We start from the raw sequence: 20,013 nt of genomic DNA, 5'->3' as shown, positions 1-20,013 counted from the left end.
GCCCGGCATAGAATCCATTACGTGGGTATACATATCAATATATGATACATATGAAAGAACAAGAGCGAATCACGGAAATTATAGGGGGTGTTAAACAAGAACGTCATATTGTTAATAGCAAGTGCCGGTCTTGTGCTAACTTCAGAGTAAACGAATGTCTAATCGATTTTATAACTAATAAACATTAACCATTATGAAACCTAAAAGAATTCTGTATTATGTGGTTTGTGCAGCTTTTGCTATTAGTGGGTTCCTGTTCAAAGGGAATAGGGCTAAAGCGATGAAGAAAAAAACTGCAAACAATATTATCTTAACAAGTGTAGCGCATGAAAATGATAGAGTGAATTACTCTCATTCTTCACACTACTCACATTCCTCTCACTATTCGCATAGTTCACATTACTCACATTATTCAGGTAGATGAATATAAAAAAATTAACACTTATCTTGATAGCAGTTATGCATTTTTGGGAATACCATTTGTTAACCCCTTCATTGTGGAAGCACAACATGCTGCTTACGAGGATAACTGCATACAAGTCCCCTGGGACGATCTCCCAAATGGGACTAGGTATAAAGCCCTTACTTCAAGCAACTTATAATTAATATGTAATATGGAAGAAAAGCCATTTGTATATAAGATAATGGAAGGAGACTATTTACTGATAATGATAAGTTTTAAGCATAAATGAAAAAAATCTTTCTGTTGCTATCGCTCATTCTAGGTATGGAAGCAACTTTTCCATCCGTTAGTTCATCCTCCCCTGATCAGATGAACGCTACAGAAAAAAGTCTTGTAAAAGATAATTCGCAAGATTCTCAAGCCACTCTAGCTTTGATCTATAAAGAACTGAACAGTATACACTGTGATATTGAATCTGCCAAAGATGCCATAAAACTGAATTGGACTCTGTGGGGACTAGGTCTACTAACTATTATCTGTAGCATCGCAACAATTCATTATGCAAAAACAAAGTAACACAAGGATTAGCACCGGCGATATAGTTTCTAGCGTATAGAAAAGTACCGGAGAGACGAAAAAAGTAGTCAAGAAAGTTTTCTTGCGATGTATATTGAAGAGATAAAACAGAAATTATTAGAAGGAAAATAAATCAATCTGAAGGACTTCCTATCTCTTAGCATTGCAGAGCGGACATCGAACCCTTCTGGTAACAGTCCTGCTTCCCTTATAGGGAAAGCAGGACCGTATAAAGCACATTCCTACAAAAAATACAAAGGTACTTTGAAAGCAAATGAGAAAGCCATACACAAGGGCATTGTAGCTAAAAGAATACTATCAAAGCTAATCTTCTAATGAACAAGCTCAGATCAGAGCAATTCAGACTGATGAATGAGAAGATAAATGGAAAAAATAAGGCTCACGACTACAAAATTATACAACTCCTCAATTTATAATCATACTACAATCGAGAATAAATAATAAATTAATCATTAAAACTACTATGAACCATTTAGAGATTTTTGCTGTGACCTTCGCTGGCTGTTTCTGTGCAATCTCATGTATGCTTGTACTTATACGAATAACTTTTGCCAGTAGCTTGCGTGAAAGGAAAGAAAAAACAAGAAATTTTCACGATTTCATGACGGAGACCCTAAAAGAGATCAAAGAGAAATGTAACTATCTAAAAAAAGATTAGGATACGGGAGAGGAATAAGATCGGCAATGGATAGGCAATGGTATCTTCTCGGCTGATAAGAAACAAAAGCATTAGCCAAAGATATCGGAGAAACTCCTAATGAACAGTATTATTAACTCGGAGTGTCCAATTAATTAAAATCTTAATTTGTTATACTTTTACTTGCAATAAATAAAAATATTAACGTGAAATACAAAATCCTATTAGTCTTCTCTATTATAGTTTTTGGAACACTTTTCTCCAACAAAACATCAATACCATTGCTCAGTCATATGGAGCTTTCCAAACGAATATATGACAATAACGATACGAAATATGAAGCTTTCAAAGCGAATATTGACAATATGAGAAGGAAGTGAATCGAATTTTAAATAAAAGGAATAGCCTACAAGAAGACAATGTGGATACATCCTAATAAAATAGATAACTATTCAAATCACCTATAATCTATACTATGGGCATATATCGGAAATGAACATCAATCGATGATTAGTCCCATGTTTGAATCATAGTTTTGTGGTGGCTCAAAGTAGATGTTTGTTTTTTTGTTTGAACTTTCCTTTCATCCACTGACAAATGGCGTACCGTCTATTCCAACAGTAAATCCATCCATAAAGCTTCAGTGAAGCCAGTAATGCAGAAACAACTATTGCTCCGGTATTATGATGGAGAGCTGAAAGGATCCCACAAGAGAAGCTGAAGCATAATTCTCTATCCTAACATTCATATAGTCCACAATGATAGCTGCTGTCTATCAAATCAGCAATGCCATACACCCATCGAATAGAACATGCGAAACAAAGACATTCACAGGATAACTAGTGTTGTGAGCTTAAGAATACCTAACATGAATTCACATGAATCCACGTAAACTTGAAGTTGTTTAGTTCCATGAAAATCTTAAATTTATTATATATCTGTTTGCAAGAATAAAAGCATTATATGAAATATAAAATTCTCTTACTCTTATCTGTTATAACCTTTGCACAAGCCATAGTGTCGCTTGCTCAGACAGATGATGACTTCGCCACAACCCTTTATAAGGACTAAAGAGGAAGTAGACAATTATCACATATGAATTAAAATACATCCTTTCCTATCATAAAAAATTGCTATTGGAAATAAATGCTCTGGCGAACGATATAGACAAAGTCCTTCTGAAATTTAAAAATTACCAGATTAAAGATTGCAACAACGAAATAAGAAATATAGCCAAAAGAATAAAGACTGTTCGCGACAAAGGTCTTGATTCTGCAAGTAAAATTGATGATTTCAATAGAAGGAAAGCCGTTGTTGATTACCAACTGTATGAAAACTCAGGACTGCAAGATCTAGTTTATATGGGAGATCTTAACAAAGCGATTGGAAAATGGAACGCTTTTGATGAAGAATGGGATACAAATTGGAATAATTACAAGGACAAAACAAAAATCTTTGTAAGCAAAGTACAATCGTTCCCATGTATTCATAATATATCAAGATGAAGTTGATAAAATCACAGAGGAATGGAAAACCGTACTATCTGGTATGAAGAAGTTAATACCTGAGACGGATGCATTGATAAACGACATAGATGAAGCTATTGGGAAGATTGATAAGCATATGAGATAACTGACTGTAATAACGAAATAAAGGATATCAATAGTAAGATAGGTAGTTTTTACGACAAAAGTGATGACATATTGACCATAGGGCTGATGAACTTGACGACAGGAAATATGCAGTAAGAAAAACTCCATGAGTTGGATATTTAGTTGACTCTACTGACTATAATAAAGTGCTTGATGAATGGTTTACTCTTACGACTGAAGAAGATAATCCAAAGTAGAAGATCTATAACGATAAGCTTGAAGTCTGTTAAGAGTATAACAGCTACCCTTTCAAATCATCTATAATCTTATGCTACACACATCCGTAATAAACGCCAATCGATGATTGACATGTTTTGTATTATGGTTCTAGGATGCTTATCTATTATGGCCTTTAGTTTATTCTTGCCTAACACAAACAGTACTTCTATCTCCTATCTATATGAAGATTTGGACAATATTTCACTACCTACCACCTTCGACAACTTCAGAACGAAGTAGATGACATCACAAAAGAAGGCCAAACTTTAATTTACAATCTCTAAAAAGAGATAAAAGAAATAAATACTCTGATAAACGATCTAAACGGATTGCTTGGAAGGTAGATATTGGCAAAATCGATGAAATAGAAGATAGCGAGATTAATAATCCTCATCAGCAAGGAAAGCAAGACGTGTATTCAAATATCGTGTAATTAATTTTATAATTACTAAGATAGTATAGTGATACTTCCTTCCAAGCTTATAATACTTGGATACCAATACATGTGGTTTATTTTGGAATTATCTAATAGAAGAAAATAGAAGAACAATTATATATAATGATTGATGATCTACTTGATTTTTAGAAGATTTTTGGCAAAAACTCCAGTATTTTCCAATTTGACTTTGTCAAGCTAATCCGCCTTCTAACCACTTTTCCTTACAAATTGTCTGAATTTTGTGTATTAAGACACCAAAACGTCAACAAATTGATTACCAACGATTCAGGCTTCTATTTAACACAATAATAAAAGTTTATGTTTGATAAAATCCTACGCAAGTCAAAGTAATAAAATGTCAACTTTTTGAGACTCGAAAAGGTACTCTTTGGTTGAACCCTAGGAACGGTAATATTAAGAATCTTTGGTTAAAAAATAACAAATTGTGTTTATGAGAAAATATGACAAATAAAGAGATCCTGGTAATAATTGGATTAGTTGCATTTGAAACGAAAGGATGCACAAGGTTTCAAGATCATATCATTATATATGATATATGCAAAATATTTTGGAATAATAAATCAGGTAAAAGTGAAAATTATGATGAATGCGAAGATTATGAGATTTATCAAGTGAAATATGATGCAGGAGATATGACACCTATTTTCGTATGTATATACATACGAAAACAGGTTATGAATAACCTGAATATTATTATAATTTGAATGTTTTCAATTTCTTAATTTGATTTAATTATTCAGGGAGATCTGGGTTGTATTAATCTAGTTCTTTTTAGAAAAGAAATTATAACTTAGAAAAGAAATTATAACACAGATATAAGTAATAACAAATGGAATTTTTGGCACCACTTAATTTTAATGGACTCATCATTGGATTGTTTACATTTATCATTATTGGCCTACTTCATTCGTTAATAATAAAAGTTGAATATTATTGGGGGATTAAGCCTTGGCGTGTATTTTTAGCAATAAGCATTATAAGTGCAATTGCATCTATTATCACACCTAATTTTTTTATATCCGCATTGTGTGGTATATTGGCATTTACTTCGTTTTGGAGTATATTTGAGATTTTTCAACAAGTCAAACGTGTAAAGAGAGGTTGGTTCCCTGAAAATCCGAAACAAAAAAGCTGAAAAGCCGATTTATTGCTTGTAGGTTCGATATTGATTCCAAATTCAAAATCCTGAGCAAATACAATATAAAAACTTCATCCCAAGCGTTATGATATTTGTTTAGTAGTTCAAAAACTATATTTGTCTTTTGTTCTATCATTCAAACAATCAAGTATTTTTCTATTCATTCAGATAAATATGCTGATATTCCATTTGTTTTTGTAAAAAAACTGGCTATTTGTCTATACAAAACACATGATTATGTAAATTCATACTTTTATTGTGTCCTTTGGTCAGATCCTTTTACGAAAATAGCGTGGAATGCTGTATTTGTATTCGTAGTCAATCAAGCCAACACCTTTTTCTGGATGTAATACGTATTGCTGGTTTGTTTCCATGTAGTGTTTTGTGTTCTCATCACTTAGATATGGATTGCCTAAACCTTGGATCTGGCATTGAAACCAATAATCCTTATAATTATTATAAATCTTTTTATAGATTTGGTCAATCTCCTGGAGGAGTCTTTTGATCGACCATTCCATCTAACTCTCTTTTGTCGCATTCTAAAGCGTAATTTAGGAACTTTCTTCTTTCTTGGATTTTGTATTACTTACTCTTTCATAAGAGTTTCTATTGGTGAGAGAATGCCCTGATCTTTTCTTAAATATTTTCTTAATGAAGAATCCTATGGTGAATATGCATATTTCGAGAAGTGAAACAAGCCATTCGAATAGAATATAAATAATGACAGCGATTATCCCAATCAAAACAAAAATTGGGAATTGATATGAGGATATTTTGTCTAAAAAATTTTCTATTCCCTTGTACATACGCGTCTGGTTCAAATGTTGTTATGTTAACAATTGTTAACATGTAAATGTGCTTAATAATATTTTCTATTGCAGAATCATTAAAGAATGTCATTATTATTTCTCCATCCATATATGTATGGAGCATATATGACTTCTTTACATACTCAAAGATAGTACGACATTCTCTAGCATTATTAATAGCCATTTATGAGTCCATCGTAATCTTCGCAGCATTTATCATATGAAGTTTTCCATGAACATATCCATAATAATCCTGAATTATTATGGTATGGCTCTGTTAATACACAAACCCAAACAAAAATAGAGGAAATTTAAATAGAGTACTTACAATGTATTCTTTTCTGCTAATACGTTCTTTACTTTTGTATTGGTCTCCATACCCTTTTTCAAATAGAAGCCATAGAGGAAAAAGAGGAATAAACTGCCACCAAGCACTACGTTCTAGATCATGGCAACGCTTTGATCCCTGTGCAAAGATAAAATACAGAAAGAGTATTCCAAGACAATAGAGTGTATCCACTGACAATAAAGGTTTATACTATCCTTGTTATTATCATTCATAATATCATTCATGATAGCAATCATAATACCAAAGCCAATAAAACTTATTGATATATCCCTTTCTTCCGATACATCCCTTAAATGAGAAATACCCTTTTAATTTTTTTAACATGATCATCCTGTAAATTTCTTTTATTTGGAATTCCCTCAAAAATAGAGGAAAAAAAGCAGGACACCAATCCTGCCTATTCAAATACCTCTCTCCAGTTGTGTTTTATCACACCTTTTTCATCAGCTTCTCCCAAAACGATCTGTTTCCCCCTGAGTTTAGGAGCTCTTGACTCTACTAAAGCATTACCTCCTTCCATCTAAATCCAAAATATTTTGTCTACGGCTTCTGTATAATCTTCCTACAGTATCTGCTGCTCCCAGAACAGCATTCCTCAACTGACCTGGCAAGTCCAAGGTCATCATGCTCGCATCTCCTGTACCATCTTCTCCATCTCCTGTTTTCATATGTCCAACCAAATACAAGGCTTTCACAAAGGCCTAGAAATCATTCAAGTACCTTCATAAATGCCATCCTAGGCCAATACCATACACCTCCAAAGGGTATATCCTCAACAGGGCCTTGATAGTATTTCTCTTTTGCTGTCTTCTTATAGAGCGACAAACCCATAGGGCTTCACAAGCTCATAAAGTAATGAGACATTGTCGATAACAATTACAGGGAAATTACAGGGAAATTCTTTTCACTGTTACATATCTCTTTCCCCAACTGAATAATCTTTTCTATAGAAGAAATTTGAACCTTCATGGCATCAATGTATTTGTACTCCTCCGCAAGATCAATAATCAAATCTCCAGGAATCATAGCACAGAGGGTACTCTTTCCTGCTTTTCTATCTTCGTATAGAACCATCAGTCTTGGGTTCTCATTCTTATTCGCTCTTATAACACCTGATTGCAAGAGCAGCTGGATAACTTTTATTTCTTTTATTGCTGCTTCCATTATTTTACTTTTTAAAAATTGTTTATTAAATTCCGTTTCCTTTCACTTTCCTTGATAGAATTATATTATTATTACCACTATTAAAACAAAAGAGATTCTTCTATAGCAAGCATATATACGACTCCTCCAATTTCCTAATAGGATAACCCTTGGATTTGGCCAGCGGTGGTCGAGCAAGGTCGGGCTTTTAACTACACACAACTATTATGTCATGTGTAATCAAAACTATTTGTTCTCTAGTTCCCATTGATCCCATTCATCTACGTATGGCTTCTTGTCTTCATAAATCCATACATAATGTCCTCTCCACCATGAGAATTTCTTTCTATCTGGATATTGACCTCTTAATTTGTCATGCCAGTGTGTTTCCCATATTACAATCATTGCTCTGTAATAGAACATTGTCATGAATAGTCCTAGTCCTAGTCTTAGTAGTATATCTCCTAAGTCCATAATTTATAAATTTGGTATAAATAGAACCCAGTTAGTCCACACGTATAGTACAACATTTGCTATAAATGCAAATCCAAAGTTACCTCCTGATTCGCTTAGCATTGGTTGAATAAACCATCCTACTGATACTAGCCATAGTGGTACTACAATTATTAATTTCAATACTTGATAGATTGTAGCATAGATTGCAATGAATTTATCACGTCCTGTCTTTTCACTGAACTTATACCAGAAATCTATATGCCACTTCTCAATTCTTTCCCAAAACCAAAACATATCTTTTCTTTATTTACGCACATTTAACTTCTATTTTCTCTCTAAACTCAACTTCCCCCGTTGATCTGTATATCTCCCCATTCTCTTGTTGTTATATTCCAATTCTGTTGCTAAACCAACAAACTCATTCATAGCAAAAGCCAAAGCTTTCTTAATTGCTTTGGCCTCTAACAAGTCATCTTCTATTGTTTTTATCATAGGTTTATTTTTTCACCCCTAGCGACAATTTAGCATCCAAATCATTGTCAATGCATTTAGTCGTTTCGTTGTCAATAGGAATATTAACTATTGTCTCGCTACTTGGATCTGTCATTTGAATAATATAATATTCTTTAATAAAGTTTATCATATCGCGTTTTTTATATTCTTCGTTATCACAATTGGTCTCAAGATATTTCCCATATAGCAGCAACGAGACTAGGACATTCCATCCCTATCTTATCCTTATCCTTATATGTTTGGAATTCCTGGTATACGTGCTTTATAAATTCGTGTTTTGCCATAATTTTATTTACTCAGTTTTATTCTAACACTTTTCTTTAATTCTAATCATAACACTTCTGGCATATATTACAATATATGCATCATATTGCTCTTTTACTATTTTTCTATTCTTATACATGTCATCTAAATTGGATCGATTAAATACATAGCTTCTGTCGTCCCAATAGTCTTTTACCTTTTTCATAATTATTTTAGCTTACGTTATCTACAAGATATTCTGCAACATATAATATTGTTTTATACCTACTTAATTGAATGATAAGTCTCTTACCTTTATCGTCTATTTCTTCTAAATCTATCCCATATTTTTTGTCTTCTACTAAAGAACTAATTTCTTCATACATAGGATTAGGCTCTTCTAAATCATAAATAGGAATATCAAATCTCATTCCCGCTTCCTTCATCCTAATACAGTACTGTGTTTTAATGTATTCAAGGATGTATTAACGTTCATACTCTTCGTATTTAACATTCTCGACTAAATCTCTGATTATTGCCCAACTAACAACCATTGCTGTTTCTTCTACATCATTCTCTAATTGTATTCCACCTTTGTAAGCTATAAATTCATGTTTCATTTGGTTTGATTTGATTTTTAAAATCAAACCAAGCATAACACTCACCCTTAATTTCAAGTTTAACTTAAACTAACAGTCTTCTTCTATTTTCTTTATTAGATCTGGATCTAGAAGTCTATAGATGCTTCTACTGCTGTGTATTTTTTGTTTTCACTAAGATCTTCTAATGCTTCATATCCACCAACGAAATCCATAATCATTTCTTCTGATATAATTGCCATTGTCTTAAAATTTAAATTGTTAGTATTTGGTTTACTCTTTTCTCTTATACATCTACATCGTACGCATTATTCTTATCATATCATACTCAGCTTCCATATACTTGAGAATATTGGATAAGCTATCCACATATTATGAGATAATGATCTTAATACATCATCCGTCTCATTTGTAATACCGATACATTGCTTGTTGATATTTTTTACTAGTTCTTCCATAATACTTAATTGTCTTAATAAATACAATAAAGGATAGATGATGACTAGCATTAACAATGATGATTACTCGTAGTAGCATTATTCCATCATATCAGCATAATCTTCATCATACTCACATCCATGATCTCTTAACCATTGCGTGTGTTCTTTCGGTACCTATTCTCTTTTAGTAATTCGTCAAAGCTGAATTCTTTCATAGTTTTAATATTTAAATATGTTTTAATATAAACTCTGTTAACATTCTCAAAACTGGTTCAATAAAGTTTACATTTACATATATATCATGCCTGTTAATTGATATCTATGGAAATATTGTTATAAAAAATAATATTAGTCTCATAGTTATAATAGTTCGTTATCTCATTGTACATACATAAAAAAATAAGAGCAGATAGCTTTCACTACCTACTCTTATCCCTTCTTACTATTATGATTTAACTTAAAACGGTAACCCTGTTTGAGAGACTTCTATCTTCTTTGTGTCTAACTCTAACAAACTATCAACTTTGGCAAGATCGTCTGCAATTACTGGTATGTCTTTTTGACGTATGAAACAGTCATATTTCTCATTTATAGTAAAAAACTTGATTTTGTCTTCAAGGTCAATTAAGGCTGTAGGGTAAATGTTAGGCTTGTATACGTTGAATCAGCAATATCACTCAATCGTTATTGTTATAAACCAATATCTAACTGACATTAATGTCTCTTGTTCCGTGTACTTCCATATGCTGCTCAAGTCAATCTTCATAAATTTCAATGGCTCGATTTGTTATTTTTTCCCAAACATCACACTCATTGAATTGCTTAACTATACTGTCTCCATAGCTTCTTCATATGTCTCACTTGATTTAGTATACACACATGTCAAGATCTCATATACTTGTTTCAATTTATTTAATGCCATCTTCTCAAACGCATCATCTGATTGTGCAAACGTTCTGCTTGGACCAAAGATATTTGTTATATTCGAGGACCTATTGTTCTTGTCAAGGAAATAGATAAAAACAAAGATGGTAATTGTATTGGTATTTTTCTCATGTATTAGGGGTAATTGTTAGAATAGTCATTCTAAAAAAAACAATTTGACCTGAAACAAAGTAAAGAAAATTGACACAATCCCTGTCAACCTCCATTTGAAATGAATTATTTTTATCAAAAAAAAGGTAATTCATTATGCAGGGAGGAGGAATTGATTATAATACATTAGCACGGCTATGCCATCAAGCCAAGAGAACAAACTATACTCTAGATCAACTAAGTGAACTGCGTTCCAAGCTCATGGAAGAGACCTTCATGTGGCAAATTGCAGATGAAGAATGGGTAACAGCAGTTAACTGGCTCAAAAGGAAAGGGATCATCAAGATAGAAGAAAAATCTAATCAACGAGCTGTCCATAATGTAGTGGCTAGCTTCTGGGATACAATGAATAAACAAAATACTGACTTAGTGATGGATATTGAAGGAAGGATTGTTAGAAGATTACAAAGCAAATAATCCAACCTGTAGCAATCAAAGAAAGTTTTATGAAAACGAAAAAAAATGTTTCATATCCTCATTTCGGATAAAAATGAAATCATAGAATCCTGTTACTATTTTCTGTTATAGCCTTTGGGAGTATTCTTGCCCACTACAAACAATAGTGTCTCTGCTCGGTCCGATGAAAATTTTGCCACCACCGTTCACAAAATTAGAAAAGAAGTTTCTTCCATCACACAGGAAATAAAAATTTGCTATCCGATCGTAAAAAATTACTATTGGGAATGAACATTTTGACGAACGACATAGACAAACTCCTTTTGGAGCTTAAAAACTGCCAAATTAAAGATTGCAATAATATAGGGGGGGGGGGGGAAATAAGTACTCTCGCCAACATTTTTTTTTGATTCTGAAAATAAAATTGATGAATTCAACCGCAAGAAAACCGTTATTGATTGTCAAATGGATGATAACCCAAGACTGATAAATCTAGTTTACATAGATGCTCCTTTATAAGGAGGTTAAAGAATGGAACACCTTTGCTAAAAAATTTGTTGCGAAATCAAATGTCTACATCGATAAGGTAAATGCCTTTAACAGTAAAGTGAAAACCCATCCCATCCGTACAAAAGATTCAGAATGAAGTAATGACATCACAAAAGGATGGCAAATATTACTCTCTGACATAAGGAAGTTGATTCTAGAAGTGGATGTATTGTGGATGTGATGTATTGTGGATGTATTTATACATGACATGGAAAGAATTGACAGAGGTGAAATCACGGACTTCAATGATGAAGAAATAAAAAACATAAATAATAAGATATATAATATTAAAAATAAAAATGATTCCATTTCTAGTAGGTATGCTGAACTTAATCGCAGGATAGATGTAGTGAACAAAACACATAGATTGGGAAATTTAGTTGACTGGACTGATCATAACAAAACGATTGAAGAATGTGAAGCTTTTTGGAATGAAGAGGAACTAAAGCTGAATGATAACGTCGACAAACTAAATACACTTAACTTATAAGTAGAATAGTCAACCTTCATAAAAACACGTTACAGAGTCCATAACGCATACATATTATAATTTTGGTAATATATCTAGGACAAAATAGATATACATCTTATGTATCCAATCATTCTAATGGCGTCGGAATCTATACCTGCATACAGTAGTCAACATTTTACTATGTAGTATAATGATATACCCTTGGCTTTACTAAAATAGTAAGTGATGGAATGTAGAAAACAAAAAACAGAGTGCCAACAGAAAATATCATGTATAATAGTCAAAATCGACCTGTAGTGAACGATTGTTATTTGAATATGTTTTTTTGCTGCTCAAAGCAGATAATCGTTATAATGTGCCTTAAAATGCATCAAATGGCGTTTATCCTATATAATCTGACATTCTTTTCATCAATCTGAAAATTCTGTCTTTGCTACAGCAATAGGTAAGTCCGTATAGCACGAGTGTTGCCAGACATGCTGAAATAAGCAGAGCCATGTCTGTTGTCCAGCCATTCCTAATCAAAGCATAAAGAATACTATGGTCCCAACATATACATATATGACCCCATTCCAAAATACCACAATGTCCATATACTATATGACCATTATGATAATAATGATGAAATACATCTGAATTATCACATAAGCCTGCAACAGTATATACGTTTTTATAGGCAAAAAGGAAAAAGTAAAGCCACATGATAAGTTTGACCTTCCATAGGAAGAAGTTACGCAGGTTGAAATCGTCAAGCTTCATGATCGTCTTATGTTAGTTTATCTTTATTGACATAGTCCCTTACTCTATCTCGTCATTGAAGTCGTTAAGGAGATTTTTGATCTCTTGAGCTTCTTCAATCAAGTTGTCAAGTCTCATCTTTATCTCATCCAGTCTATTCATATCATTCAAATTTAAATTTATCTATATGTGTACATACAATTTAGCAAGATCGTCAAAGAGCTCTGTTGTAAGCTCTTTCCTGAATTGGTTCTCCATTTGGCGAGCGAAATCAGTGACCTGTGCCCAAGCTTGTCAGAGGTGAGAATTGTATATTCTATTACTGTTCTACGTCAATCTTGTCCGATATGGTCTTAATTATGTCCATATAGATAAAGCTAGTCAAAAGAATCGAATTTCTGGCATGCTTTCCTGCTAGAGCTTTTATGTATCTATGCGTATTGTTTGATTTGGAATATTTGCGAAAAAAAGACTAAAAAGTGGCAAGGTATGCAGGGAGTATATCGTACAACAGCAAAGATGAAAAAAGCTTTGTTGGATTCCAGTGTTATAAATCAAATGATAAAACAAATATTAGAAAACACCAAAGAGCCTCTTTGGGAAACATTACCAGAAGGAATCATTGATAAATACCAATTAATATCCTTAGATGAAGCCATACGTAACATTCATTTCCCAAAATCAAATGATCTTCTTCAGCAGGCTCAGTACCGTCTAAAATTTGAGGAACTCTTTTATCTCCAGCTTAGTATCCTCTCTATTGCTAAACACAGAGAGACGCATATAGATGGGTTCAGATGTAAAGAGACAGGAGAGAATTTCTACTTCTTGAAAGATCATCTTCCTTTCGAACTAACCTATGCACAGAAAAGGGTAGGTAATGAAATTTGGCAGGACATGAGTAGTGGTAAACAAATGAACCGTTTATTACAAGGAGACGTAGGAAGTGGAAAAACACTGATAGCATTATTTTCCATTTTGATAGCAACCGACAATGGGTTTCAAGGAACAATCATGGCTCCTACTGAAGTATTAGCAATGCAGCATTACGAGACAATTAATCGTTTGATGAAAGGATCAGCTGTAAAAGTAGCCTTGCTAACCGGATCGACAAATAACAAGCTACGGGAAGATATGCTTCCAAAAGTGAAAAGCGGAGACATCCAAATCCTTATTGGAACTCATTCTTTGATTGAAGACAAGGTTGAGTTCAAAAAACTGGGATTAGTCGTAGTGGACGAACAACATCGTTTTGGTGTAACACAACGTGCTAAGTTGTGGGACAAAAATACTACTCCTCCACATGTATTAGTCATGACTGCAACTCCTATTCCTCGTACGCTGGCAATGACAATCTATGGAGATCTAGATGTATCTATTATTGATGAGTTGCCTCCAGGAAGACAACCTGTAAATACCTATCATAGACACAATGAGCAAAGAGATAAAATCTACGAATATGTGCGAAAGGAAGTACAAAAAGGCAAGCAGGTTTACATTGTTTATCCTCTGATAGAGTATAATGAAAAAATAGATCTGACTAATCTACAGGATGGATTTCAAGCGGTAAGCAAGGTATTTCCTGAATATAATATTTGTATGGTTCACGGGCAAATGAAGCCAGAGGAGAAAAAGCAGGAGATGCAAAAATTTATTTCTGGAGAGACGCAGATAATGACTTCAACAACCGTCATAGAAGTAGGAATAGATGTCAGGAATGCTTCTGTGATGATTATAAAAAATGCCGAACGTTTTGGGTTGTCTCAACTGCATCAATTACGTGGGAGAGTAGGACGTAGTACAGAACAGGCCGTATGTATTCTAATGACCAATCATGAGCTATCTGAAGATGCACGAAAACGTATTACTATCATGACTAACTTCAACAATGGATTTATTATTGCTGAAGAAGATTTAAAACTGCGTGGGCCGGGAAGTTTAAACGGAATAAAACAAAGTGGATTCGATTCCAATTTAAAAATAGCTAGACTATCACAAGACGGGGATATACTAGATTATACAAGAAATCTAGCCCGTAGAATATTAGATGATGATCCTAATTTGGAAAAACCTCAAAACATCCTGCTGAAACAGCATTTGAATAGATGGAACATAGAGAAACAATTCATCACACTTTAGATTGGATGGAATTTGATTATTCTTAATCCTCTTTTTGAGAGGACAAATCTTCTTCCAAATCTTGTGGATCTTCACCATATTCATTCTTTCCTACCTGTCCCTTTGCATACAAAAGCCATAGTTCATAAAGTGGGATAAATTGCCACCAACCGCTGTGTCCTACATCGTGGCAACGTTTAGCTCTTTGGGCAAACATGAACCAAAACAAGATTATCCATAGAATGGATAACCTCGATTCAAAGCAGTGTTCTGTTATAAGACCAGAATCAGATATGCAAGACGGTTCGATCTTCCCTAGTATACAAAAGCCTAAAAAAGTAGTTAGAAAGCTCATGATGAATTCCCTTCTGCTAATTCGTCCTCTAAATGAGAAGAATCCTTCCAATGTCTTAAATATGGTTATCAATATATCCTGCATACTGTTACTATTTACTTGATACTCATGATAACTTGAAATATGTGGATGACTTATCAAAAAAGAGTAGACTTTACCACTAATCAAGCAATATTTTTCGTACATTGACAAGCAAAAATAAATAAAATGAGCAAAGCCTGTATCCCATGTAGAAAATGTTCTATTTGTGTAAGAAAACTAGCCAACAAATGGAAATCTTTTTGGGGTAAACTGAAATGTAGTGGTTATTCCAAATAGGGCTAACACTGTTTTGCCTGTCTTATTATGAAATTAATACATTCTTCTTTTCAATTCATTCCTCTTTTTTAGAATCGGCTTTTGCTATAACATCTCGATAGCAAGCATCAGCTTCCCTGTTAAAAGCATCCCTCATGGGAGTTCCATTCTTGCCGTATTTTTCATCCAACATTGCATCCGTTGTAGGGAGCTGTCTGATCTCTTATCCATATCTATCTTTGCCGTTCTATCTTCCTGTTCAGTGTCCCTATAGGAAGCATACTGAAGCTTTGCCTATTTTGACAATTTCTGCTTCCAATTTTCTTCGTCCCAGCTCTCCAATATGTTCTGCAAAGGTTCCAAAGTAAGACATTTGGAAGCCATGTCTATTGGGCTATGTCCTGTATCAATGCTGAGTGGATCATAAAACCGTAGTGAGAAATCTTCTACATGTTCCATGAACTGAGTTGTGTTAAGCCTATACTCAACTGTAATATTAAAAGACCAACTAAGCCTATAGTAACAGCCGTATTCCTTTATCACATCCTTCCAATTAGATGGATCTACCTCTATGTTAACGTAGAAGACACGAAGAAAAACTTTATTACCATCCATCACTCTGATATCGAAAGATGGAGGTTTGCAGCTGCTAAATGAATAGAGATCGTGGTGATAACGATACTGTCTGTCCTCCCCAGCAAAGCCTATGACATAGTAATCTTCGCCGTAACCATCAATGACATAACGTAGAAAGTTAACTTCATGTGATGTCCGATCTGAGAGATCTTTCTTCCAATTGGGATGTATCTTATCGATTTTGAGTTGGTAGCTCATATGTTCTAATCACTTTCGTTAGGTCTATCAGTACCTGTGTGCTCCTCACTTGCCGAAAATAGGTTAGGTATGGCAATCAGTAAAATCAGAGGACAAAAGCAATTTTGTTCTCTTACTGTATACGTTCAATGGATATGAAAATAGTTCCTTATCCTTTTCATCCCGTTTCGGATGAATTTCCCTATATAAGACGACCTTCCACTAGGCTGAACGACATTATGCGGAATCGCTTCCTGTTTTTCTTGATCTTGATTGGAAACGATGACTATCTGTTCTTCATTCACTGTTTCTTCCTTCACAATTAGCTCATCTTTCGTCTGATCCTCTTTCTGTTCTAATGAAATAACCTCATGAGTAGCTTTAAGAGCAGTCTTAGGAGCAGCCTTAAGTGCTTTCTTTCGTTGGCCAACTGATCCGATGGATTGAATGATTTTTTGTAATGACGCCTTCATTTTCTCCTTATCCTTATTACAAGAATGAATCAGTTCATCCAAACAGTCATGATCTCCGTGAGTTGAAACATATTCAAATGCCTTGTCTAGTTCTTCTCCTGAAAATCCTAAATAATCTTTGAGAAAGTAATGGATACTTTGCTTATCCTGATGATATGTCTTGACCTCCCGCTGTAATTGCTTAGATAGCTTATCCTGATTCTGTTTAGACAATTCTTCTTTCCACCCCCTAATCTCATTCCTCAAAGCTTTGAGAGCATAGGTCTTCTCGGGTTCTTCTTATTTTTGGAATAGTCCAAAAGAACAGGAGTAATCAATATTCGTCCTTGTCTCCTTGCTTTTTCTATATCAATAAGCAAGTTGTAATACTTACTTTTTCAGTTCCTGTTCGGTAAAACCTAATGAAACAAAGAAATGCTGCTCCTCTGGCAAGAGTACATCTGAAAGAACAACTGTTCTACACAGGTCTTTATATTCCAATATACTATTACGATTCTCTGAACGATAAACAGGTATAAAAGTTATACCTGTAATTTTTTTCCTGCCCACATGTTGTTTACGTTCCTCCTCATATTCCAGTTCATAGGTGAAGCTGTATGGAGATTTCAAATCCAACTCCTTTTGAGCCTGCTCAATAACACGTGAAATAAAAACACCTACATTTTTATATTTATTTTCTAACCGAAACATAGCTTTTATATTCGCTATACTATATGTCAATGGATGCTTCTGCCCAGAAAGAAGTTCATAGAACCGCATTGAATAGACACTTCTAAAAGACATTGCCGTTTCCAATTCATACTTACGATAACCTTTGGAAAAATCCATTACAAATTCATAAACTTTTGGATGCAAACGAAACTGTACGATACGACTGTAATGTAATATGACCGGAAAAGCTAACAGTGATATACTTTCCCACCTTTCTTTGGTTTCATATTGTATAATTTCCCTTTGCAAATCCATTAGAGCCATTTTTATTTGGTGGATATAATGCTTGTCCTTTACATTTGGTCTAAAACAAGAAATAGGCATGCTAATCAATGGCAAACCCGAAGAATCATGTTCAATTGAAAAATTCTTATCCAACTTTTTCCCTTGAAGTAAAGCTTGAAAGTACTCCACAATTCTATACAGAATACGCTTCTGATATATAGAAAAATTATACTTTGCTGTTGTCAGGATATACGACTGAATAACGTCCTTATTCATCAAGGACGGTTTTAAGGCAATTAAATTTTTACCCTCTCGTTCTGATGACGAAATTTCCATTTAAATAAATTTGAGTGCACAAATATTAAAAAAATGTATCCGATCCGTGATTTTTTTATTCAACTTTAACGATATAACTTACTGAATACCAGTTGCTAACATCTGTTTTTTTTTGCAAGTGATAAGTTATATCAATAATAAGTTAAAACAATCATAAGTAGATTGTAGCAAATTTTTAAATAATCAAAATCAAAAATCATGGAATCTAAACAACTAAAAAGAAAAATTACCCCTACTTTCGGTGACTCCCCTTAAAAAGAAAAGATTGATCGATGTCCTATTCCTATTGTAGGAATGCCATATGAGAACAGGATCCTATTTGACGCAAAATAAGCCTCATAGATGATGTCGTTGTAACGAAGACATAGAAAAAATGTTGCCAAGCAGAGAAAATGCAAGGAGGATACCTTAAAATGCGAAATACAGGAACGCTAGTTCTCATGGCAACTGTTTCAGTTTCTCTATTGTCTTTTCTGAGTCTCTGCCACAGGAACGAAACAGACGAAATAGGTAGATGGTTCCACCCTTTTTCATTATTCGGTCTGACGAATCATCCATTTCTTCTCCTGAAAAATGAAGTGTGTTCGTTAAGAAATCACGGACCTTCTCCTCCTTTCTATTACTGTCAGATCTTTCCTCTTGCTGTTCAGAGGAAGTGGAGGGTACTATTTCCTTCTTTGCAAAAGGCATTATGTCGTGCTTGCTTTCTTCTTTTACCTTAGTGATATCCTGCTGTCTCGATGGACTAGATGGAGTGAAAGTGATAGCGATAATCTTCTTTCTACCTTTCTGATTGCGTTGTTTCTCATAAATAGGCTCATAAGTAAAGCTATATGGAGACTTCTTATCCAGTTCTTTCTTTGCTGGTTCTATCACGTGAGCAATGAAAATCCATATTGATTTGTACTTGTTCTCTACCTTTAATCTTTAATAGATTCCTCAAATCTTCGATACTGTAGGTAAATGGAATATTTTTATCCCTGAGAATTTCATGAAAACGTTGTGCATAGGTACTTCGAAATGATATTGCTCCTTCTAGTTCTTGTTTTCGATGACCACTAGAAAGACTTATTAAAGCTCCATAAACCTTACTGTTCAAACGAAGTTGAATTCTATGACTTTCTTTGATGATTTCTAGACTTTCAATGAAAGAGATACTAGTCCATCTCTCTTCATTTTCATAACGGATGACCTTTTTTTGCAAATCAACAAGAACCTGTTCTACCAGACTATGGCAATCATTAAGCCCTTCTTCTATCCGTGATGGAGGAATAGGCATGACAATCTCTACATCTCCATATTGATTTTCACGAATAGAACAGTCTTCTTCCAATTTCTCTTGAGATTGGAACATTTCCATCATGCTGGATAAGATCTTTTCTCGTAGGTTGAAAAATCTTTCCTCGCACTGCTGATAATATAAGATTGAATTATATCTCTACTCTTATTGTCTTTTCCTTGAGTCGTTATAGTGGTTAGGGGGAACCCTTTAGACTTTTCTATTCCTCCTAACTTTTTATTCCTACGAAATATCAACAATAATCCTTTCCATTTTTTCCAAATACCCATAAATACAGAAGCTATATCTTACAAATACCACGCTATCTTTTAATAAATGTAAAAAAATAACAGTTTTCAACCATATAGTTTTAATATTTCATATTGCTACTTTTAATAAGTAATACCAGCTAAATCTCATAGCTTTTATTTTTCAAAGTTGTAGTCTTAATTGGAAGTTTTTAATCTAAAGTAAAACTTTACTATTCTTACCTAAACT

At 33.8% G+C, this 20,013-nt stretch carries 26 protein-coding genes; 9 read left to right on the top strand and 17 right to left on the bottom strand.

Annotated elements, in window-relative coordinates; translation table 11 throughout:
- The first annotated feature begins 50 nt into the window (after nucleotides 1-50).
- The 6 genes from CFPG_RS05615 to CFPG_RS04010 all read left to right on the top strand — a co-directional run bounded on the left by CFPG_RS05615 (nucleotide 51) and on the right by CFPG_RS04010 (nucleotide 5,103).
- Nucleotides 51-188, top strand: coding sequence for a hypothetical protein (locus CFPG_RS05615; protein ID WP_265347998.1), 138 nt, complete (start codon nucleotides 51-53; stop codon nucleotides 186-188).
- Between the two features lie 5 nt (nucleotides 189-193).
- Nucleotides 194-424 carry a hypothetical protein gene (locus CFPG_RS05610; RefSeq protein WP_265347997.1) on the top strand — a complete coding sequence of 77 codons (231 nt, stop codon included), beginning with the start codon at nucleotides 194-196 and terminating at the stop codon, nucleotides 422-424.
- Between the two features lie 264 nt (nucleotides 425-688).
- A complete protein-coding gene (locus tag CFPG_RS04025; RefSeq protein WP_265347995.1) occupies nucleotides 689-979 on the top strand; it encodes a hypothetical protein in 291 nt (96 codons plus the stop codon).
- Between the two features lie 1,794 nt (nucleotides 980-2,773).
- Nucleotides 2,774-3,142 (top strand): hypothetical protein, encoded by a 369-nt coding sequence (locus CFPG_RS04020; protein WP_012573707.1) that lies wholly within the window; start codon nucleotides 2,774-2,776, stop codon nucleotides 3,140-3,142.
- A gap of 1,266 nt (nucleotides 3,143-4,408) precedes the next feature.
- Nucleotides 4,409-4,672, top strand: coding sequence for a hypothetical protein (locus tag CFPG_RS04015; RefSeq protein ID WP_041572447.1), 264 nt, complete (start codon nucleotides 4,409-4,411; stop codon nucleotides 4,670-4,672).
- 125 nt (nucleotides 4,673-4,797) lie between these two features.
- Complete coding sequence (locus CFPG_RS04010) at nucleotides 4,798-5,103, top strand: DUF4491 family protein (protein ID WP_012573706.1); 306 nt, start codon at nucleotides 4,798-4,800, stop codon at nucleotides 5,101-5,103.
- 651 nt (nucleotides 5,104-5,754) lie between these two features.
- Here CFPG_RS04010 and CFPG_RS04000 read toward each other — a convergent pair.
- The 10 genes from CFPG_RS04000 to CFPG_RS05585 form a co-directional block, all read right to left on the bottom strand.
- Nucleotides 5,755-6,099, bottom strand: coding sequence for a hypothetical protein (locus tag CFPG_RS04000; RefSeq protein WP_012573705.1), 345 nt, complete (start codon nucleotides 6,097-6,099; stop codon nucleotides 5,755-5,757).
- Between the two features lie 562 nt (nucleotides 6,100-6,661).
- Nucleotides 6,662-6,784, bottom strand: coding sequence for a hypothetical protein (locus CFPG_RS05605; RefSeq protein ID WP_265347994.1), 123 nt, complete (start codon nucleotides 6,782-6,784; stop codon nucleotides 6,662-6,664).
- A complete protein-coding gene (locus tag CFPG_RS05600; RefSeq protein WP_265347993.1) occupies nucleotides 6,771-6,959 on the bottom strand; it encodes a hypothetical protein in 189 nt (62 codons plus the stop codon). The genes CFPG_RS05605 and CFPG_RS05600 overlap by 14 nt, the downstream gene beginning before the upstream one ends.
- Before the next feature lie 181 nt (nucleotides 6,960-7,140).
- Complete coding sequence (locus tag CFPG_RS03990) at nucleotides 7,141-7,428, bottom strand: hypothetical protein (protein WP_041572445.1); 288 nt, start codon at nucleotides 7,426-7,428, stop codon at nucleotides 7,141-7,143.
- A gap of 225 nt (nucleotides 7,429-7,653) precedes the next feature.
- On the bottom strand, nucleotides 7,654-7,881 hold the full coding sequence (locus CFPG_RS03985) for a hypothetical protein (RefSeq protein WP_041572444.1): 228 nt from the start codon (nucleotides 7,879-7,881) through the stop codon (nucleotides 7,654-7,656).
- A gap of 3 nt (nucleotides 7,882-7,884) precedes the next feature.
- The gene (locus CFPG_RS03980; protein ID WP_041572443.1) at nucleotides 7,885-8,157 is read right to left on the bottom strand and encodes a hypothetical protein; all 273 of its coding nucleotides are present in this window, start codon (nucleotides 8,155-8,157) and stop codon (nucleotides 7,885-7,887) included.
- 30 nt (nucleotides 8,158-8,187) lie between these two features.
- The gene (locus CFPG_RS05595; RefSeq protein WP_265347992.1) at nucleotides 8,188-8,355 is read right to left on the bottom strand and encodes a hypothetical protein; all 168 of its coding nucleotides are present in this window, start codon (nucleotides 8,353-8,355) and stop codon (nucleotides 8,188-8,190) included.
- Nucleotides 8,356-8,359: 4 nt separating this feature from the next.
- Complete coding sequence (locus CFPG_RS05590) at nucleotides 8,360-8,506, bottom strand: hypothetical protein (protein ID WP_265347991.1); 147 nt, start codon at nucleotides 8,504-8,506, stop codon at nucleotides 8,360-8,362.
- A gap of 346 nt (nucleotides 8,507-8,852) precedes the next feature.
- Nucleotides 8,853-9,050, bottom strand: coding sequence for a hypothetical protein (locus tag CFPG_RS03975; protein WP_265347990.1), 198 nt, complete (start codon nucleotides 9,048-9,050; stop codon nucleotides 8,853-8,855).
- Between the two features lie 54 nt (nucleotides 9,051-9,104).
- Nucleotides 9,105-9,239, bottom strand: a complete 135-nt coding sequence (locus CFPG_RS05585) for a hypothetical protein (protein WP_265347988.1) — start codon at nucleotides 9,237-9,239, stop codon at nucleotides 9,105-9,107.
- A gap of 1,610 nt (nucleotides 9,240-10,849) precedes the next feature.
- Here CFPG_RS05585 and CFPG_RS03970 point away from each other — a divergent pair.
- The 3 genes from CFPG_RS03970 to recG all read left to right on the top strand — a co-directional run bounded on the left by CFPG_RS03970 (nucleotide 10,850) and on the right by recG (nucleotide 15,047).
- Nucleotides 10,850-11,170: a hypothetical protein gene (locus CFPG_RS03970; RefSeq protein ID WP_012573704.1), complete on the top strand. Its 321-nt coding sequence runs from the start codon at nucleotides 10,850-10,852 to the stop codon at nucleotides 11,168-11,170.
- 715 nt (nucleotides 11,171-11,885) lie between these two features.
- The gene (locus CFPG_RS03965) at nucleotides 11,886-12,188 is read left to right on the top strand and encodes a hypothetical protein (RefSeq protein WP_012573703.1); all 303 of its coding nucleotides are present in this window, start codon (nucleotides 11,886-11,888) and stop codon (nucleotides 12,186-12,188) included.
- Nucleotides 12,189-13,397: 1,209 nt separating this feature from the next.
- Nucleotides 13,398-15,047, top strand: a complete 1,650-nt coding sequence (recG, locus tag CFPG_RS03955) for an ATP-dependent DNA helicase RecG (RefSeq protein WP_407637766.1) — start codon at nucleotides 13,398-13,400, stop codon at nucleotides 15,045-15,047.
- 22 nt (nucleotides 15,048-15,069) lie between these two features.
- Here recG and CFPG_RS03950 read toward each other — a convergent pair whose 3' ends face one another.
- The 7 genes from CFPG_RS03950 to CFPG_RS03920 all read right to left on the bottom strand — a co-directional run bounded on the left by CFPG_RS03950 (nucleotide 15,070) and on the right by CFPG_RS03920 (nucleotide 19,805).
- A complete protein-coding gene (locus tag CFPG_RS03950; protein ID WP_407637765.1) occupies nucleotides 15,070-15,381 on the bottom strand; it encodes a DUF805 domain-containing protein in 312 nt (103 codons plus the stop codon).
- Nucleotides 15,382-15,972: 591 nt separating this feature from the next.
- Nucleotides 15,973-16,512, bottom strand: a complete 540-nt coding sequence (locus CFPG_RS03945; RefSeq protein WP_012573700.1) for a hypothetical protein — start codon at nucleotides 16,510-16,512, stop codon at nucleotides 15,973-15,975.
- Nucleotides 16,513-16,637: 125 nt separating this feature from the next.
- The gene (locus CFPG_RS05580; RefSeq protein WP_041572440.1) at nucleotides 16,638-17,210 is read right to left on the bottom strand and encodes a hypothetical protein; all 573 of its coding nucleotides are present in this window, start codon (nucleotides 17,208-17,210) and stop codon (nucleotides 16,638-16,640) included.
- A 123-nt stretch (nucleotides 17,211-17,333) separates the two neighbouring features.
- Nucleotides 17,334-18,236: a replication initiation protein gene (locus CFPG_RS05575; RefSeq protein WP_050720679.1), complete on the bottom strand. Its 903-nt coding sequence runs from the start codon at nucleotides 18,234-18,236 to the stop codon at nucleotides 17,334-17,336.
- A gap of 438 nt (nucleotides 18,237-18,674) precedes the next feature.
- Nucleotides 18,675-19,112 (bottom strand): hypothetical protein, encoded by a 438-nt coding sequence (locus CFPG_RS03930; protein WP_041572439.1) that lies wholly within the window; start codon nucleotides 19,110-19,112, stop codon nucleotides 18,675-18,677.
- On the bottom strand, nucleotides 19,081-19,599 hold the full coding sequence (locus CFPG_RS03925) for a replication initiation protein (RefSeq protein WP_041572438.1): 519 nt from the start codon (nucleotides 19,597-19,599) through the stop codon (nucleotides 19,081-19,083). The genes CFPG_RS03930 and CFPG_RS03925 overlap by 32 nt, the downstream gene beginning before the upstream one ends.
- A complete protein-coding gene (locus CFPG_RS03920; protein ID WP_041572437.1) occupies nucleotides 19,596-19,805 on the bottom strand; it encodes a hypothetical protein in 210 nt (69 codons plus the stop codon). Before CFPG_RS03920 ends, CFPG_RS03925 begins: the two co-directional genes overlap by 4 nt.
- Nucleotides 19,806-20,013 lie beyond the last annotated feature (208 nt).

This window comes from Candidatus Azobacteroides pseudotrichonymphae genomovar. CFP2 (assembly GCF_000010645.1).
GTDB lineage: Bacteria > Bacteroidota > Bacteroidia > Bacteroidales > Azobacteroidaceae > Azobacteroides > Azobacteroides pseudotrichonymphae.
This window is presented reverse-complemented; position numbering and strand designations above follow the sequence as displayed.

What these genes read in the sequence shown, in the direction of transcription:
- CFPG_RS05615 (WP_265347998.1), top strand. Translation starts at nt 51, where the DNA reads ATGAAAGAACAAGAGCGAATCACGGAAATTATAGGGGGTGTTAAACAA.
- CFPG_RS05610 (WP_265347997.1), top strand. Translation starts at nt 194, where the DNA reads ATGAAACCTAAAAGAATTCTGTATTATGTGGTTTGTGCAGCTTTTGCT.
- CFPG_RS04025 (WP_265347995.1), top strand. Translation starts at nt 689, where the DNA reads ATGAAAAAAATCTTTCTGTTGCTATCGCTCATTCTAGGTATGGAAGCA.
- CFPG_RS04015 (WP_041572447.1), top strand. Translation starts at nt 4,409, where the DNA reads ATGACAAATAAAGAGATCCTGGTAATAATTGGATTAGTTGCATTTGAA.
- CFPG_RS04010 (WP_012573706.1), top strand. Translation starts at nt 4,798, where the DNA reads ATGGAATTTTTGGCACCACTTAATTTTAATGGACTCATCATTGGATTG.
- CFPG_RS04000 (WP_012573705.1), bottom strand. Translation starts at nt 6,099, where the DNA reads ATGGCTATTAATAATGCTAGAGAATGTCGTACTATCTTTGAGTATGTA.
- CFPG_RS05605 (WP_265347994.1), bottom strand. Translation starts at nt 6,784, where the DNA reads ATGGAAGGAGGTAATGCTTTAGTAGAGTCAAGAGCTCCTAAACTCAGG.
- CFPG_RS03990 (WP_041572445.1), bottom strand. Translation starts at nt 7,428, where the DNA reads ATGGAAGCAGCAATAAAAGAAATAAAAGTTATCCAGCTGCTCTTGCAA.
- CFPG_RS03985 (WP_041572444.1), bottom strand. Translation starts at nt 7,881, where the DNA reads ATGGACTTAGGAGATATACTACTAAGACTAGGACTAGGACTATTCATG.
- CFPG_RS03980 (WP_041572443.1), bottom strand. Translation starts at nt 8,157, where the DNA reads ATGTTTTGGTTTTGGGAAAGAATTGAGAAGTGGCATATAGATTTCTGG.
- CFPG_RS05595 (WP_265347992.1), bottom strand. Translation starts at nt 8,355, where the DNA reads ATGATAAAAACAATAGAAGATGACTTGTTAGAGGCCAAAGCAATTAAG.
- CFPG_RS05590 (WP_265347991.1), bottom strand. Translation starts at nt 8,506, where the DNA reads ATGATAAACTTTATTAAAGAATATTATATTATTCAAATGACAGATCCA.
- CFPG_RS03975 (WP_265347990.1), bottom strand. Translation starts at nt 9,050, where the DNA reads ATGAGATTTGATATTCCTATTTATGATTTAGAAGAGCCTAATCCTATG.
- CFPG_RS05585 (WP_265347988.1), bottom strand. Translation starts at nt 9,239, where the DNA reads ATGAAACATGAATTTATAGCTTACAAAGGTGGAATACAATTAGAGAAT.
- CFPG_RS03970 (WP_012573704.1), top strand. Translation starts at nt 10,850, where the DNA reads ATGCAGGGAGGAGGAATTGATTATAATACATTAGCACGGCTATGCCAT.
- recG (WP_407637766.1), top strand. Translation starts at nt 13,398, where the DNA reads ATGCAGGGAGTATATCGTACAACAGCAAAGATGAAAAAAGCTTTGTTG.
- CFPG_RS03950 (WP_407637765.1), bottom strand. Translation starts at nt 15,381, where the DNA reads ATGAGCTTTCTAACTACTTTTTTAGGCTTTTGTATACTAGGGAAGATC.
- CFPG_RS03945 (WP_012573700.1), bottom strand. Translation starts at nt 16,512, where the DNA reads ATGAGCTACCAACTCAAAATCGATAAGATACATCCCAATTGGAAGAAA.
- CFPG_RS05575 (WP_050720679.1), bottom strand. Translation starts at nt 18,236, where the DNA reads ATGGAAATTTCGTCATCAGAACGAGAGGGTAAAAATTTAATTGCCTTA.
- CFPG_RS03925 (WP_041572438.1), bottom strand. Translation starts at nt 19,599, where the DNA reads ATGATGGAAATGTTCCAATCTCAAGAGAAATTGGAAGAAGACTGTTCT.
- CFPG_RS03920 (WP_041572437.1), bottom strand. Translation starts at nt 19,805, where the DNA reads ATGGGTATTTGGAAAAAATGGAAAGGATTATTGTTGATATTTCGTAGG.